This is a genomic window from Chondromyces apiculatus DSM 436, assembly GCF_000601485.1.
Taxonomy (GTDB): Bacteria; Myxococcota_A; Polyangia; order Polyangiales; family Polyangiaceae; genus Chondromyces; species Chondromyces apiculatus.
On sequence record NZ_ASRX01000088.1, the window covers coordinates 1 to 15209 of the forward strand.

The following is a 15209-nucleotide window of genomic DNA, read 5'->3' on the forward strand; positions in this document are numbered from 1 at the left end:
GCCCCCACCCCCGCCCCCGCGCCCCAGCCTGCACCGCCTGCGGCGTCCGGGCAGCCGTCGGGAGACCGGGGCGCACCCCAGACGGCTCCTTCTGCGAGCGCCGTCCCCCCGGGAGCGGCTCCTCCCCAGCAGCCCTCCACCCCGGCGCGAGCGCCGAAGGTGACGTACGAAGGCCAGCGCGCGATCGAGGACCTGGGACTGTGATGAGCCACCACCCGCGCCCCCGCCGCTCCAGAGCCCACCGCTGCGCCGCGCTGAGCGCCGCGCTCTTCTCCTGCGCCGCCCTGACCCTCTCGGCCGGCGATGCCGCTGCCCAGGCGCCGGATTTCTCGACCCGGATGACGGCGCGCAAGCTCGCGGACGAGGCCCTCAAGCTCTTCGACCAGAAGGACTACGCCGCCGCGCTCGACAAGTTCGACATCGCCAACCAGCTCACGCCTGCGCCCACCCTCGCGGTCCGCTCGGCCCGCTGCCTCGTGCAGCTCGGGCGCCTCGTCGAGGCCTCGGAGCGCTACCTCGACGTGGTCCGGATGAAGGTCCCCGCGAACGCGCCCTTCCAGCACAAGAAGGCCCAGGTCGAGGCCCTCGACGAGCGTGAGCAGCTCCTGCCGAAGATCCCGAGCCTGCTCCTGAACCTCGATGGACCCCTGGGCAAAGGTGTCGAGGTCTCCCTCGATGGCAAGCCCTTCCCGGCGGCGCTCCTCGGCCAGAAGCAGCCCCTGGATCCGGGGAAGCACGAGATCGCGGCCGTGCGGAAGGACTACACCCTGCGCCGCAGCATCGACCTCCGGGAAGGTCAGCAGGAGACGCTCACGCTGAAGTTTCCGCCGCTCCCGGTGGTGGCCCGTTCTCTGGAGCCACCGCCCCCCGAGCGCTCCACCTACCGCACCCTGGGCTGGGTCGGCGTCGGCGCAGGGGGAGGGCTGCTTCTGCTCGGGGCGGCCAACGGCGTCGCGGCCCTCATCCAGCGCGGCGCCCTGCTCGACGACTGCCCGGAACAGCGCTGCCTGCCCGAGCAGCACGGCGCCGCGGACCTCTACGATGTGACCCGCGTCATCACGTCCGCAGGCCTCATCGGCGGTGCCGTGCTCGGGGCCGCTGGGGTCACCCTGCTCGTCCTCGACCTGGATCACCCCGCCTCCCCCGCCCCCCCTGCACCCGATGCAGCGCGAGACGCGGCGCGTCACCCTCCCCTCCGGCTCGGCGTGAGCGTTGACTGGGGAGGCGCCACGGTCCGCGGGATCTTCTAGACTGATCTGCGTGAACCCCTCGCCCCCCTCCAGCAGCGTCGATCGAGGCGGGCCTCGCTGGCGCCGGTTCGCGCGGGCCACGGCCCTCGCGCTGGCCGTCTGTGCTCCGCTGGCCGTGTGGGGACCTGGTTGCCTCCTCGGCGGCTTCGAGCAGGTCGGCAACGCACCGCCGACCGACAACGACGCCGGGACTGACGCCGGGAGCGATGCCGACGTGGAGCCGACGTGTGAGCGTGTCCTCATCCCGGAGCCTCCGGACCCGAGCACGGAGTCCGCCGGCGATCAGGGGTTCGTCGTCGCGTTCCGCACCATCGACCTCGGAGAGAGCCCTGCGAGCAATCCGATCGGCTTCGACCTCGACCGGACCTGCTCCTGCCAGGGCGAGGGCCTCTCCTGCACGCCCCTCGGCGGCGAGCCTGGCCTCGACATCAACGACCCCTTCCGCGAGGGCGTCGGCTGCGATCTCGGCGGCGGCGTCGACAACGCGGCGAACAGCATCTTCAGCATCGTCAGGCTGGCCTCGAACGGCGACTTCGGATCGAGCTTCTACAGCCAGCAGATCGAGCGCGGCGCCTGGTCCATCCTCCTGCGCGTCAGCGGTTACAACAACTCGCTGAACGACCCGAAGGTGAGGCTCGACTGGTTCATCGCCTCGGACTTCATTCCTCCCCCCGATCCGCCGCCCGACCCGTCCATTCCGCCGGCCCCGGCCTGGGAAGGCGCGGACCGGTGGTCGGTGCAGAGCGACAACGTCATGGGAGGCGACGTGAACGCGCCCGCCTACTCCGACGAGCTGGCTTACGTGGCTGACGGCGTGCTCGTGGGGGCCGTCCCCAGCCTTCCCATCAGGCTCGGCGATCCGGGCGCGGCGAACGGCGGCTCGCCGGACGACATGGGCGCCACGATGGAGCTCACGCTCTCCGGCGCGTTCATCGTCGCCGAGCTCGGCTTCGTCCCACCCAGCACGGACTTCGTCATCACCAAGGGCAGGGTCGCCGGCCGCATCGGCCTGAAAGACGTCTTCCGGGGCATCGGTTCTTACCGGGACTCCGACCAGCAACCCTACTGCAAGGACTCGCCTTTCTACGGCACCGCCAAGAGCCAGCTCTGCGCCGCCGCGGACATGCACCTGATCCCTGCCGGGCGCACCGTCCCCTGCGACGCGCTCTCCCTCGGCATCGCCTTCACCGCCGTGAAGGTGCAGGCGATCATGGACGTCGCCGAGCCATCCCTGCCGCCTGCCGCTTCCTGCGACCCCGGAGAGGATCCAGCGGAAGACTGCTGCTTGAAGCCCGGAGAGACGATCTGCCCCGTCGCGAGTCCCTAGCGCTTCGGGCCTGATGCCGGTCCCCTCGTGAGGTTCAAAAAACCTCGCTCCTGCTGGCGCGCGCAGGCCTCCCTGGAGGGCTGGACGTCGCACCTGGCATGACCGGCGGCCCGGGCAGCGTTCCTACCCCGCTCACCACGCCCGGGCCGACAGCGCGTTGCGTACCGACGTCGGGCGTGTGGGGGTGATCCGCCCGGCCACCCTCCATGAGGACTGGACTGTGGTTCCCCTCCAGGGCCGCCTGGGACGCGCCCTCCCTCGGGGCTCTGCGCGGCTCTCCCGCCTCGTGCGTCGCCCCAGCGGCGAGGGTGTCGTCCACCTCGCGCGTCCCATCCTCCCCCGCTGGCGCTTGCCGTGTGCCTGCCGCCTCGCCTTCGGGCGGCGCGATCCCGGCGGCGACCGCCGGCTGCGGTTCGGGCAACCAGGGGAGCGTCGTCGCCAGCGTCGCCGCCGCGATGGCCACCACCCCGGCGATGATCCCTCGCGCACCCCCGCCGCGTACCCTCGGCGCCACGTCCTTCGGGAGCGGCAGCTTCGGCAGGAGCTTCTTCCCCGCGAGCGCCCGGCGAAACTCCAGCGCCATCTCCTCGCCGCTGTCGAACCTCTCGGCCGGATCCTTCGCGAGCGCGCGCGCGAGCCAGGCGTCGAGGCTCGCGGGCAGATCGGGCCGCGCCGTCGACAGCGGCGCCGGGCGCTCCAGCAGGAGCTGCTTCAGCACCTGCCCCCAGCTCGACGCCCGGAAGGGCGTCTGCCCGAGCAGCGCCTCGTAGGCGATGACCCCGAGCGCCCACAGATCCGTCCGGTGATCCACGGGCAGCGCCTGCGCTTGCTCCGGGCTCATGTACGAAAGCGTCCCGAGAATGGTCCCCTCGCAGGTGCTCCGCGGCCTGTCGAGGTGGGTGACCCCGGGGGCCGCCTTCGCCAGCCCGAAGTCGGCGACCTTCACGTGCAGCCTCCCGTCTTCCCTGTCCACGAGGAGCAGGTTGGAAGGCTTGAGATCCCGGTGCAGGATCCCGCGGCCGTGGGCGACCTTCAGCGCCTCGGCCACCTGATCGAGCAGCTCTGCCACCACGTCCACGGGCAGCGGCCCTCGATGAATCATCTCGTCCCGCAGCGTCATCCCGCGTACGTGTTCCATCACCAGGTACGACCCCGCGTCCGGATCGTCCCCCGCGTCGTACGCCGTCACCACGTACGGCGTCATCTTTCCCAGCCTGAACGCGATCTGCGCCTCCTGACGGAACCGCTCCCGCGCCCGCGGGAACTGGTCCATCGCCACGGGGAGCAGCACCTTGATGGCCACCTCCGAGCCGAGCAGCAGGTCCTGTGCCCGCCACACCTCGCCCATGGAGCCGCTCCCCAGCAGGCTTTGCAGCCGGTAGCGACCCCCGACCGCGAACCCGGCGCGACAGGGAGAGCTCCGGGGCGCCTCGTCGTCGTCCCATGGCGGGCGTGAGGAGGGCACGGGAAGCTCCGCGGAGCCGGACGACCCGGCGAGGGCCTCCGGGGTATCGTCGCCGTCGGGGAGGGTCATGAACGAACGGTGGGGCATAGGCGCGGTGGGCTGGGCTCAGCGTCAGTCGAGCGGCGGTCTCGTCACGGCAGCCGAGGATCGACGAAGGGACCGGGGCGAAGCTCCCGCCGCGCAGCGCACGGCGGCTGAACCTCGCCCCGGTCCCCGCGCAGGACCTCGGGCCCTGACTACCAGTAGAAGAAGACGACCTGGTTGTTCGCGAGCACGTCGAGGGCCACGATGTCGCCGATGTCGATGTCGTTCCCGTTCAGGAACTCCGAGATCTCGATGACATCGTCGCCGGCGGCCACCGTGATCACGTTCGACAGGATGTCCTGCAGGAGGCCGACGTTGACGTCGTTCAGGACCGTGGACTGGTAGAAGTTGAGCAGGTCGAGGATGTCGCCGTTCAGCGCCTTCTCGACGTTGACGAGGGCCACGTCTTCCACGTTGAGGTTCTCGATCAGCTCCAGCAGGCCGAGCTCGTACTGGAGGTGTTCCATCGCGTACCAGACGCTGGTCGAGTTGCAGCTACTGCACTCCGAGGCGTCCATCGAGCAGCAGTCGGCTGACGGTTCTTGCGCGACCGGCCCCGGCTGGGTCGCCTGCGCCACCGACGTGGCGCTGATCATCATGGTGGCAGCGCTGACCGCAACGAGACCCTGCTTGATAATGTTCTTCATCGCTGTCTCCTCTTCCCGATTCTGTGGGCCCAGAGGGCCCCCCATTGAAACGAAGCATCCAGTTTCTATTCGAAGCGAGAGCCGTCCACCCGCCGTATTACCGAAGGGTGGGAACACGAGAGGGCCTGGTCACTGATAGAAGATGATGATCTGATTGCCGCTCAGGATGTCGAGAGAAACCACGTCGCCGATGTCGATGTCGTTCCCGTTCAGGAACTCGTCGATCTCGATGACATCGTCGCCGGCCGTGACGACGACCACGTTGGTGAGGAGGTCCTGGAGAAGCCCGACGTTCACGTCATTGAGCACCCGCGACTGATAGAAGTTCAGGATGTCGATGATGTCGCCGTTCAGTGCCTCCTCGATATTCACCAGGTACACGTCCTCGATCGAGACCCACTCGAGCACCGACAGCAGCTCGAAGGTGTTCTCCCAGTGGGTCAGCGAGTAGAAGGCGCTGCCCGAGCTGCAGATGCAGCTCCACGGATCGGCCTCGCAGCCGGGCGCCTCGGCAGGGCTATGCTCGACGGGGCCCCCACCGCCGCTGCCGCCGCCGCTGCCGCCGGTGGGCATGTCGGGGACCGTGGGCAAGCTCGTACCCACCACGGGGGAGCTGGGGCCGACGGCCATGGCAGCGCCGGTGAAACCCATCACCGCAGTCGCAGTGGCAATCGTGAGGAGCGCGCGCTTCATGACATTGTTCAGCAATGTTGTCTCCAGTTGGATGTCGTTGATTCCATTCATTCGTTCGAGTGGCTCGCGAGGGATTCATAGCCAGAGGCGTGCCGAGAGGCGCGTTGCCGAACGCGCCTACCCATTCTGTTGCGGCCTCATCGGGCATACGTCTCGGAATGATGGATTGTGTTTCCGTCAGAGCGCCCGACGACCGGGATGGAAATCACCTGGTGAGTGGCCGGGGCGGATGTGAACTTTGGTGACATCCCCGAGGCCTCGCTGTGCGCCGTGGATACAACGCGGGGCCCCGTTCACCGGCCACATTTGCTCCGAGAACGGTGGAGACAGCCCCGTCGGCCCGCCAGCGCTGCCGAGTGGGCGCAATCAGCACGGGTCGCGCTGGCTTGTTGGCTCTCCAACGTGAGGGCTGGCACCCACCGCGCCGTCCCCACGACCACGCGATTGCGCGGCTCCGTCACCGTCATCCGGTGACGCTGCCCATTGTGTCGCCGCCATTCCCACAGGTGATTGAGGTATCCAGCGTGGTGAATGCCGCGCGTCTCCCCCACCGTGTGGTCAGCGCGGCGCCGCTCTCCCGCACCGCGCCAGCGCGCGCCCGCCGCCGAACACCAGCGCGCATCCCGCGATCAGGTCCATCCCCGCGAAGCCATCTGCAGGGCACACGGCGCGCGGCATGCCGGGGATCAGATCGATGTCGCTCTCGATCTCCTTCCCGCCGAGCTGCACCCGCACGCCTCGCAGGACGGGCACGGTGTGCTTGCCAGAGGCCGCGTAGGCGCTCCGCACCCCCTTCGCCTTGCCCGCGAGGCGCTTGCCGGCGCCCGATCCCGCCCAGATGGAGGTCTGCGTCGCGCCCGAATCCATCTTGAGCGTGATCGGCACGCCCTCGATCTCCGCCCGCGCCAGGACCTGCTGGCCTTCCTGCACTGCCCCGCACAGCGTGAGCTCGAGCGGCGTGTCCCCACGGCTCGCCGCGCCAGCACCTCCCGCCCCTGCCGGCTCTGCGGCAAACGCCTCCGAGAGCTGCACCTCGGAGAGCACCCTGCCTCCGAGGTCGAGGACCACCGCGCGTCCTGCCGACGCCAGCGCCTGCGGCGCGATCACCCCGCCGATGCCAGCGCGCGCGAGCGCCTCCGGCACCTCCACCACGAGGAGGTGCGGCGCCTCCACCGCCCCCCACCCCGACAGCGACAGCTTCACCCCCGAGACGCGCCCCACGCGCACCGCCTGCCCTGCGTGATCCACCCCCACGTCCCCCCCCGATGCCACCGGCAGCGCCAGCTCCTCGGCGACCCAGCGCGCGATCACGTGGTGGGTCGCGCCCGTGTCGACGATCAGCGTGGTGGGCTGCCCACCCACCACCGCGTCCACGAGCGGCGCGGGGAAGTCACGCTCCCCGAGCGAGAAGCGCAGCGTCGTCCTCCGCGCCGTCGTTGCCTCCGCGGCTCCCGGAGCTGCCGTCGCCCCCGCGCCCTCCGGTGCGACCTCTGCCTGAGCACCCGCCACGCCCGCCGCGCCCGCCGCGCCCGCCGCGCCTGCCACGCCTGCCACGCCTGCCACGCCCGAGGCCCCCGCGCCCGTGGCACGGCTCGCCGTCCCTGGATTGCCCGCGGCCCTGGTAGACGCTCCCGCCTCCGCGCCGCGCGCCTGGGCCACGGATCCCTGTTCCCCCGTGCCCCCCGCCCCGCCGCATCCTGCGAGTGCGAGCCATCCCAGGCCTGCGATCACCAGGCGTGGCCGTCGCGCCAACCACCGTGTCGTCGAGCAGGGCATCGTCGCGTCCTCCGGGGGGCGTACGGGTCGTTCACGGAGAGGGCAGAGGCCCGATCTCCTCCAGCTTCTCGCATGCCACGCTGTCGCCTCCCTCGCACCCTTTGCGCAGGAAAACGCGCGCCTGCACCCGGTCCAGGGTCACCCCGAGCCCGTAGTGGTAACAGAGCCCCAGCGCCCGGCATCCGCTCGCCTGGCGCAGCTCGCAGGCGCGCCGGAACATCGTCGCCGCCACGCCCACGTCGCGCGCCACGCCCTGCGCGTTCTCGTAGGCGAACCCGATGTTGTGGCAGGCCGCGCCGCTGCCGAGATCGCAGCCCTTCTCCAGATACGCCAGGCCGCGCCGCGCGTCCGCGTCGGTGCCCACCCCGCTGAGGACCATGTACCCGTAGTTGTTGCAGCCCGTGCTCTCCTCGAGATCGCAGGCCTTCAGGTAGTAGTCGAGCGCGCGCGCTGGATCCGGCGCCTGCCCGTTGATGCCGGTCTCGTACGCCCGACCGAGGGTGGCGCACGCGAGCCCGTCCGCGCACGACGGCTCGTCGCCTCCCCTGCCGCGAGTGCGGGGCGTCCCCCGTGGACGCGGTGCTCCTGCGCGCTCCTCTCCTGCGGCGCGCGCCTCGCCTGCCGCCTCCTCTGCCGCGCCGTTGCGCGAGGCGTCTGCCGGTCTCGACGCAGGCACCACCGCCTCGGCCGTGCGCGGTGCGGCAGGGGAGCCGGAGAGGTGACACCCCGTGAGCCCCACAAGCCCCGCGAGCCCCGCGGGCACCCCGAGCGTGAGCGCGAGCCCTCGCGCCACGAGGGGCGCGACCACCAGGTGCGCGCGGGCAAGAGGCCTCCGCATCCCTGACAGCCTAGGGGAACACGGCCCGAGGGAGAAGCCCGCGGCCTCCACCCGGGGGGCGTCAGTGCCCTACCTCCACCTTTGCTCCCTGCGGAGGGCGCCCCAGCAGCAGTACCAAAGGCAGCGTGCAGAGCACCAGCACCGCGGTCATCACGAACGTGTCCCCGAACGACATCACCGCGCTCTGCAGGTTCACCGACCGATCGAGGAGCGACAGCGCCTGCTGCTGGGCATCGAGCGGCGCCACGCCCTTCGCCGCGAGCCCCGCCGCCGTCGCGGCGAGCTGCGCCTGCACCTGGGGCGCCGTGGCCGACAGGTGCTCCACCAGCACCGAGCGGTGGAACGCCTCCCGGTGGCTCAGCAGCGTGTTCAGGAGCGCGATCCCGATGCTCCCTCCGAGCTGCCGCGTCAGGCTGTAGAACCCCGTCGCCGCCGCGATGTCCGCCCTGGGGATCGGGCCGAGCGTCGCCATGCTCAGCGGCAGGAACATCAGCACCTGCCCGAAGGCGCGCACCATCAGCGGCATGGTGAGGTCTTCCTGCGACGTCTGCGGGCTCAGGCGCGACAGCCACAGCACGGCCACCGAGAGCACGAGCGCCCCGACCACGATCAGCGCGCGCGGCGGGTAGCGGCGCACCACGCGCGCCACGAACGGCATTGCCAGCGCCGACACCAGCGCCCCGGGCAGCAGGAGCAAGCCCGTCTGCTGCGAGGTGAACCTCATCACCTGCGCCGCGAACAGCGGCACCGAGAACAGCGCCCCGTACAGCGCCATCCCCACCACCACCGACAGGATGCTCCCCGCCCACAAGGAGCGGTGGCGCAGCACCCGCAGGTCCACGACGGGGCTCTTCGACCGCAGCTCGCGCGCCACGAACAGCGTGAGCCCCGCCGCCGCGACCACCGTCATGGCCACGATGAACCGCGAGTCGAACCAGTCCTCGCTGTTGCCCTCCTCCAGCAGCGTCTGCAAGCACCCGAGGCCCAGCGCCAGGAGCGCGATGGCCGTCCAGTCGATCGACCCCCGCGCCTCCCGCGGCGGGTCTCTGGGCAGGGCCATGCTCACCATCATCACCGCCAGCACCCCGAGCGGCAGGTTGACGAAGAAGATCCACCGCCACCCGATGTTGGTCACGATGTAGCCACCGAGCGTGGGCCCGATGGTGGGCCCGGCGATGACGATGGCGCTGAAGAACCCCTGCGCCGTCGCCTGCTCCTCCTTCGGGAAGGTCTCGAACAGGATCGCCTGCGCCTTGGCCATCAGCCCGCCGCCGGTGAGCCCCTGGAGCACCCGCGCCACGATCAGCGTGGGCAAGCTCGTCGACATCCCGCACATCACCGACGCCACGGTGAACCCCACCAGCGAGAACAGGAAGTACCGCTTCTTGCCGAACCGGTGCCCGAGCCACGCCGCGAGCGGCAGGATGATCACGTTGGCGATCCCGTAGCTCGTCACCACCCAGCTCATCTGCTCGATGGTCGCCCCAAGCGACGCCGCCATGTCCGTGAGCGCCACGTTGACGATCGAGCTGTCGATGAGCTCCAGGATCGCCCCCAGCGCCACCGCGATCGCCACGGCCCACTTGTTCACGGCCTGCGCAGGCGCGGCAGGCGCGGCAGGCCTTGCTGGTGGGGCTGGGTCCGCGGACGGAGCCGCGCCGAACGATGGAGAAAGGGCAGGTGCTGCGGTGCTCATCGGGACCTCTTCAGCGCCCGCGGGTGTCCACCGACACGTCGGCGCTCATGCCCGGACGCAGCGTCACCCCGGCGGGGATCTCCGTCAGGCGCACCCGCGCCGGCACCCGCTGCACCACCTTGGTGAAGTTGCCGGTCGCGTTGTCGGGCGGCAGGAGCGCGAACTTCGCCCCCGTCGCGCCCGAGAAGCTCTCCACCTCTCCCTTCAGCGAGAACCCCGGGTAGGCGTCGACGTGCACCGTCACCGGCTGGCCCTGCCGCATGTGCTCGAGCTGCGTCTCCTTGAAGTTCGCCGTCACCCACACCTGCCGCTCGGGGACGAGCTGCACCACCGGCGTCCCCGCCGAGAGCGTCTGCCCCACCGCCACGTTCTTCTTCGACACCACCCCGTCCTGCGGCGCGCGCACCTGCGTGTACGACAGGTCGAGCGCCGCCAGATCCCGCGCCGCCTCCGCCGTCCCCACCTGGGCCCGCGCCGCCCGCGCCCGCGCCTCGGCCTGCGACACGATCACCTCGACGTCCTGCGCCTGCGTCGCCCGCGCCGAGGCCTCCTGCACCATGCTGCGCGCCTGCGCGGCCGACGACCGGAGCCCCTGCAGGTGCGCCCGCGCCTGCTCCAGCGCCGCCGCCGCGCTGTCGTGGCTCGCCTGCACCATGTCCACCTCGGCCTGCGCGATGGCGCCGCCCTCGTGGAGGCGCATCGTGCGCTCCTTCTCCGTCCTCGCCTGCGCGAACGCGGCCTCCGCGGCCTTCACCCGCGCCTCCCCCTCGGCGATCTGGTCCTTCGACGACAGCGCCCCGGCGCTCGCCGCCTTCAGCGACGCCTCCGTCACCGAGCGGTTCCCCCGCGCGTTGATCGCCGCCGTGCGCGCGTCCGCCTCCGCCGCCTCCGCGTTCGCCAGCGCCACGTCCAGGTTCGCCTGCGCCTGCGCGAGCCGCGCCTTCGCCGGCGCGTCATCCAGCGTGACCAGCAGATCCCCCGCCTTCACCGCCTGGTTCTCCGCGAAGTGCACCACCGTCACCATGCCCGCGGTCCGCGGCGCCACCGCCACCAGCTCCGCGTCGACCTGCGCGTTGTCGGTGTCCTCGATCCCCCGCCGCGACGCCCAGAACCCCACCCCTGCGGCCACCACGCCCGCCGCTGCCACGGCGAGCAGCAGCTTGCGCGCCCTCCCCTTCGGCGACGCCGACGCCACGCCCGCAACCGGCGGCACGTCCTGCGCGGTGGGCGCAGGGTCCACCTTCGAGGCCCGCTCTGCCCTGTCGTTCCTGTCGTTCCCCTCGCTCACATCGGTCACGGCGACAGAGGTGCTCATGGTGCGTGGCTCCATTCAGGCAACTATTTGTTGCCATAGTAAGAGCTGAGCCTTGAAAAGGCAACGTGATGTTGCCATTGTTTCCCTGACGCTGGACAAGGGCAGGTCATCTCGGCTGAGCTGCCCCCCCAACGGAGAGCCAGGAGGATGAGCCAGACCCCCGCCGAACGATCGACGCGCCGCACCGAGGGCATCCGCAGCCGGGGCCGCAGCGCCCGCATCGTGCAGGAGGTCCTCACGGCCACGGCCGAGGAGCTGGGCCGCTCGGGCTACGCCGCCCTTCGCATCGAGGACGTCGCCGAGCGGGCAGGCGTCAACAAGACCACCATCTACCGGCGCTGGCCCACCAAGGCCGCGCTGGTCACCACCGTCCTGCGCGAGCTGCTGGAGCCGGAGCCCATCGAGGACACGGGCGCCTTCGACACCGATCTCCTCGCCGTCCTCCGCAGCACGGTCGCGCTCCTGACCTCACCTCTCGGCCGCGGCCTGGGCCGGATGATCCAGACCGAGCGCGCCCACCCGGAGGTCGAGGCCATCATTCGCGAGCTCCGCCAGGAGCGACAGGTCCAGCGTCTCATCGTGGTCGAGCGGGCCCTCCAGCGCGGCGAGCTTCCCCCCGGCACCGACGGTTCCTTGCTCGTGGAGCTGGCCTTCTCCGCGGTGTTCTCGCGGCTGGTCAAGCACGGCGAGCCTGTCGACGAGGCGTACCTCGCCGCCCTGGTGCACTTCGTGGCGTCCGGAGCCCGAGCCGGGCACGCCATCCCCCCCTCCAGCCGTCCCTGAGCCCCCTGAAGGGCGACCTCTTCGAGGAGGTGGGGGGCACCTCTTCGAGGAGGTGGGGGGCACCTCTTCGAGGAGGTGGGGGGCACCTCTTCGAGGAGGTCGGCGATGTCCTCGAAGAGATGGGTGACGTCCTCGAAGAGGTCGGCGATGTCCTCGAAGAGGTCAGCGACGTCCTCGACGAGGTCGGTGACGTCCTCGACGAGGTCAGCGACGTCCTCGACGAGGTCAGCGACGTCCTCGACGAGGTCGGTGACGTCCTCGAAGAGGTCAGCGATGTCCTCGACGAGGTCAGCGACGTCCTCGAAGAGATGGGTGACGTCCTCGAAGAGGTCAGCGACGTCCTCGAAGAGATGGGTGACGTCCTCGACGAGGTCGGTGACGTCCTCGACGAGGTGGGTCGATGTCCTGGAGGGGGTCGAGAAAGGCGGGGGCCGGCGAGGGGAGCGCCGGCTTCAAAGGTCGTTCAGGGCAGCTTGCTCATGAGCTGCTCGGTGAGCTTCGGCTGGTCGATCTTGCCGAACCAGATGCTCCAGACGCCCTTCATGAAATCCACGCCCTCGACCGTGGCGGTGCCGCCGTCGAGCTTGATGGTCGTGGCCTTCTTCTCGGCGCTGTAGGAGATGGTGACGCGAGAGTTCTCCTTCAGCTCCTTGGTCATGGCGCCGAGGAACTTGTCGACGTTGGCCTTGTTCTTGTAGCCGTTCAGCGCCAGCGAGTCCTTCAGCGCGTTCTGCATCTTCTCCAGGTCGACGTCGCGCATCAGCGTCAGCACGAACTTCTTGTCCACGTCCGCATCGATCAGCGCCTGCTTCGACTTCGTCCCGGGGAGCTGCTTGATGGAGTGGGTGATCCGGTAGACGTTCACGTCGATGAACGCGAAGGTCTTCACGCGAATACCTTCACCCGTCTGGTAGTAGCCGTCGGGCCCGGGTTCGAGGGCCCAGAGGTTGGTGACGGCGAGCATCAGGGCCATCAGCGCCGGAACGAGGAGAGCGATCTTGCTGCGTGCGGTCTTCATCGGGTTCCACCTCTGCCGGCCCCGCCGGTGTGAAGAACTTCTCGTGCGGGCGGGGCGGAGCCAATCTCCGCTCCCGGCCAGGCGCTCGTGAAGTTACTCGTTCGACGGACGGAGCGGAAGAACATGCAACCCCAAGCGTATTTCGTGCGCGAGGGGATGTTTCCCGCCGGAAACACGCATTGCGCGTTGCGGCACGCGCACGTGGTGTCGTGGTCTGGGGCAGAATGCCCCAGGCTCGATCCGACGCAGGTTCGGGGTCTCGCTATTGGGGGACGGCGGGGATGGTGTCGCAGCCGAAGAGGACGTCGACGCGGCCGTTGGTATCGCCCTGCACCGCGGTGCAGGTGCCAGGGCAGAGGTTGATCTTGGTCGGGTTCTGCGGGTCGTCGTAGTACCAGCCGCCCACCTGCGAGGTGCAGGTGCTCGCGCCCGACACGTTGCCGATGGTCTGCGTGGTGCCGCCCCCCGAGGTGAACTCCACGTTGACCTTGGTGGGGTCGAACGCGCCGTCCGGGTTCGCGGGGATGGCGTACTCGCAGGAGATGTTCGACGTGGTGACCACCGAGGTGGCCATGCTGGCGAAGACGGGATCGAAATCCTGCACGCACAGGTTGCCGCTCACGCCTCCGGTCTGCTGGACGAGCTGCTTGTAGACCGTGCCCTCGGCGGCAGCGAGCGGGTCGCAGATGGGCGCGGGGCCCGGGCAGCAAGGGGTGGTGGTGCCGCCGAAACAGCCGAAGATGCAGGACTGCGGGTTCTCGTAGGCCACGATGGCGTCGAACTTGAAGCCCTGGAAGGTGGGCGGGTCGAGCGCGAGGAGCTGGCTCGTGAAGGACGCGGCGGAGAGGTCCGAGTTGTCGTCGCTGACCACGGCGAGGGTCTTGGTGGCGTTCGGGCGCAGCGAGTCCCGCCACTGCGGGTAGGTGCTGAGGATGAGCTGCAGGGCGTCGGTGCTGTTCACGACCTGGTTCACGTGCCGGTAGACCGGCAGGTTCTCGTCGGCGCCAGGGCAGGCGCCCGCGCCGAGCGGGGCGGGGATGCACACCGTCGTGTCGGCGATGAGGATCACGTGCACGTCGATGTTGGCCGCGATGATGAGCGCGGCGAAGTTGTTGAGGTTCGCCTGCACCTCCGCGGCTTCCTCGTCCATGCTGCCCGAGGTGTCGACGGCGATGATGATGTCCGCCGGCTGCACCTCGGTCTCTGCCTCGGAGGACACCGCGGCGCACGAGCCGCCGGTCCCCCCTCCGCCCGTGCCCGCGGCGAAGGTGCCCCCGCCAAGGCCGGGTTCCCCGCCGCCTGCCGCGCCAGAGCCGCCGGTGCCCGTGGTCCCCGAGCCGCCAGGGCCGGCCGAGCCCGGGTCGCCGGAGGCGCCGGGGGTGGGAGCGCCATCGCCCGATGCGGAGCACGCGGCGGCGATCAGGCCGGAGACGCTCAGGATGCCGAGGCCTCGAAGGAGAAAGCGGGGAAAGTTCTGCATGGAAGCACCACCCGACGGAAGCGATCCGGAGAATCTCCGAAGGCGTCGCGGAGCGTGCCAGAACTCACAGGCCGCTGTCGAGACGGTATGCCCGATGGGCGCCGCCTCAGCGCGCAGAGGTGCTGGAGCGCCTCGGAATTCCATGCAGCGAAGCAAGAATCGTCGCGCTGGACGCTCGTGCAGTCCCGAGCTTGATTCGTGCAGCCAGGGAGCCACGGGAGGACCCAGCGCCCATTCTGGAGATCCCTGGCGTCGAGGCGCGGACGCGCACTATCGACGTCATATCACGCTGCATTGACCGTACCCGCGACGCTGGTCATAGCGGGCGCGCTGCGTTCGATTTCATGCGCTCCGGTGCTCTTTCGAGGGTTGCGGTCCGGGGATGCTGACCCACGTTCAGGGTGCCGTGGGCGGTGCTGCGTGCTCGTCGCGCGTGACTTCATCGCCCGTGAGGAAAAAAGGAGGCGACATGAAAACGTCCTCACTCGTAGGCGCGGCCATCGCCATGGCGGTGGCTGCTGGATGTACGGCGTCGACGCAAACGGAGGAAGGAGGTGACGGAGCCAGGGTCATCACGGTCGATGAGGTGACGGTCCACGAGGGGCAGGAGCCCACGCAGTCCCTGGGTGAGCTGCGCGAGCCCATGGCGTACGAGCCGGGAGATTCGGGCGGCGAGCCGCTCCCCAGCGCAGAGTGCTGGGTGACCCTCGAATGGTGCGAGCATCCGGTCACGGGCGCCCCGTACTGCACCTACAGGAACTGCACGCCTCAGCAAGCCGTCAATGCTTGCTTCAGCCTGATCGACGATACCTGCGGTTGATGCCGCAGGGGTGGTGA

The 15209-nt window shown here is 70.0% G+C and carries 13 protein-coding genes and 1 pseudogene; 5 read left to right on the forward strand and 9 right to left on the reverse strand.

Going from position 1 to position 15209, the window contains the following annotated elements:
* The 3 genes and pseudogenes from CAP_RS54510 to CAP_RS37585 form a co-directional block, all read left to right on the forward strand.
* Positions 1 to 204: pseudogene (locus CAP_RS54510) on the forward strand (hypothetical protein); the annotation flags it as partial.
* On the forward strand, positions 204 to 1250 hold the full coding sequence (locus CAP_RS46460) for a hypothetical protein (protein ID WP_052376683.1): 1047 nt from the start codon (positions 204 to 206) through the stop codon (positions 1248 to 1250). The pseudogene CAP_RS54510 and the gene CAP_RS46460, both read left to right, overlap by 1 nt.
* Before the next feature lie 10 nt (positions 1251 to 1260).
* On the forward strand, positions 1261 to 2577 hold the full coding sequence (locus CAP_RS37585; protein ID WP_044249953.1) for a hypothetical protein: 1317 nt from the start codon (positions 1261 to 1263) through the stop codon (positions 2575 to 2577).
* 34 nt (positions 2578 to 2611) lie between these two features.
* On the opposite strand, the gene CAP_RS46465 is transcribed toward CAP_RS37585, so the two are convergent.
* From CAP_RS46465 to CAP_RS37620, 7 genes are all read right to left on the reverse strand, one after another.
* Entirely contained in the window at positions 2612 to 4129 is a 1518-nt protein-coding gene (locus CAP_RS46465; protein WP_052376684.1) for a serine/threonine-protein kinase, read from the reverse strand.
* A 149-nt stretch (positions 4130 to 4278) separates the two neighbouring features.
* Positions 4279 to 4773 (reverse strand): hypothetical protein, encoded by a 495-nt coding sequence (locus tag CAP_RS37595; RefSeq protein ID WP_044249955.1) that lies wholly within the window; start codon positions 4771 to 4773, stop codon positions 4279 to 4281.
* Positions 4774 to 4902: 129 nt separating this feature from the next.
* Positions 4903 to 5466 carry a hypothetical protein gene (locus CAP_RS37600; RefSeq protein WP_044249956.1) on the reverse strand — a complete coding sequence of 188 codons (564 nt, stop codon included), beginning with the start codon at positions 5464 to 5466 and terminating at the stop codon, positions 4903 to 4905.
* A 558-nt stretch (positions 5467 to 6024) separates the two neighbouring features.
* Positions 6025 to 7125, reverse strand: a complete 1101-nt coding sequence (locus tag CAP_RS37605) for a retropepsin-like aspartic protease (RefSeq protein ID WP_044249958.1) — start codon at positions 7123 to 7125, stop codon at positions 6025 to 6027.
* A gap of 148 nt (positions 7126 to 7273) precedes the next feature.
* Positions 7274 to 8080, reverse strand: a complete 807-nt coding sequence (locus tag CAP_RS46470) for a tetratricopeptide repeat protein (protein WP_081865679.1) — start codon at positions 8078 to 8080, stop codon at positions 7274 to 7276.
* A 61-nt stretch (positions 8081 to 8141) separates the two neighbouring features.
* Positions 8142 to 9671 (reverse strand): DHA2 family efflux MFS transporter permease subunit, encoded by a 1530-nt coding sequence (locus CAP_RS37615; RefSeq protein ID WP_044249959.1) that lies wholly within the window; start codon positions 9669 to 9671, stop codon positions 8142 to 8144.
* A 115-nt stretch (positions 9672 to 9786) separates the two neighbouring features.
* The gene (locus CAP_RS37620; protein WP_052376686.1) at positions 9787 to 11091 is read right to left on the reverse strand and encodes an HlyD family secretion protein; all 1305 of its coding nucleotides are present in this window, start codon (positions 11089 to 11091) and stop codon (positions 9787 to 9789) included.
* A gap of 147 nt (positions 11092 to 11238) precedes the next feature.
* On the opposite strand from CAP_RS37620, the gene CAP_RS37625 reads away from it, so the two are divergent.
* The gene (locus tag CAP_RS37625) at positions 11239 to 11874 is read left to right on the forward strand and encodes a TetR/AcrR family transcriptional regulator (RefSeq protein ID WP_044249960.1); all 636 of its coding nucleotides are present in this window, start codon (positions 11239 to 11241) and stop codon (positions 11872 to 11874) included.
* A gap of 463 nt (positions 11875 to 12337) precedes the next feature.
* On the opposite strand, the gene CAP_RS37630 is transcribed toward CAP_RS37625, so the two are convergent.
* On the reverse strand, positions 12338 to 12892 hold the full coding sequence (locus CAP_RS37630; protein ID WP_044249962.1) for a chalcone isomerase family protein: 555 nt from the start codon (positions 12890 to 12892) through the stop codon (positions 12338 to 12340).
* A gap of 262 nt (positions 12893 to 13154) precedes the next feature.
* Positions 13155 to 14372 carry a vWA domain-containing protein gene (locus CAP_RS37635; RefSeq protein WP_044249965.1) on the reverse strand — a complete coding sequence of 406 codons (1218 nt, stop codon included), beginning with the start codon at positions 14370 to 14372 and terminating at the stop codon, positions 13155 to 13157.
* A gap of 469 nt (positions 14373 to 14841) precedes the next feature.
* On the opposite strand from CAP_RS37635, the gene CAP_RS37640 reads away from it, so the two are divergent.
* On the forward strand, positions 14842 to 15192 hold the full coding sequence (locus CAP_RS37640; protein WP_044249968.1) for a hypothetical protein: 351 nt from the start codon (positions 14842 to 14844) through the stop codon (positions 15190 to 15192).
* Positions 15193 to 15209 lie beyond the last annotated feature (17 nt).

What these genes read in the sequence shown, in the direction of transcription:
- CAP_RS46460 (WP_052376683.1), top strand. Translation starts at nt 204, where the DNA reads ATGAGCCACCACCCGCGCCCCCGCCGCTCCAGAGCCCACCGCTGCGCC.
- CAP_RS46465 (WP_052376684.1), bottom strand. Translation starts at nt 4,129, where the DNA reads ATGCCCCACCGTTCGTTCATGACCCTCCCCGACGGCGACGATACCCCG.
- CAP_RS37595 (WP_044249955.1), bottom strand. Translation starts at nt 4,773, where the DNA reads ATGAAGAACATTATCAAGCAGGGTCTCGTTGCGGTCAGCGCTGCCACC.
- CAP_RS37600 (WP_044249956.1), bottom strand. Translation starts at nt 5,466, where the DNA reads ATGAAGCGCGCGCTCCTCACGATTGCCACTGCGACTGCGGTGATGGGT.
- CAP_RS46470 (WP_081865679.1), bottom strand. Translation starts at nt 8,080, where the DNA reads ATGCGGAGGCCTCTTGCCCGCGCGCACCTGGTGGTCGCGCCCCTCGTG.
- CAP_RS37620 (WP_052376686.1), bottom strand. Translation starts at nt 11,091, where the DNA reads ATGAGCACCTCTGTCGCCGTGACCGATGTGAGCGAGGGGAACGACAGG.
- CAP_RS37625 (WP_044249960.1), top strand. Translation starts at nt 11,239, where the DNA reads ATGAGCCAGACCCCCGCCGAACGATCGACGCGCCGCACCGAGGGCATC.
- CAP_RS37630 (WP_044249962.1), bottom strand. Translation starts at nt 12,892, where the DNA reads ATGAAGACCGCACGCAGCAAGATCGCTCTCCTCGTTCCGGCGCTGATG.
- CAP_RS37635 (WP_044249965.1), bottom strand. Translation starts at nt 14,372, where the DNA reads ATGCAGAACTTTCCCCGCTTTCTCCTTCGAGGCCTCGGCATCCTGAGC.
- CAP_RS37640 (WP_044249968.1), top strand. Translation starts at nt 14,842, where the DNA reads ATGAAAACGTCCTCACTCGTAGGCGCGGCCATCGCCATGGCGGTGGCT.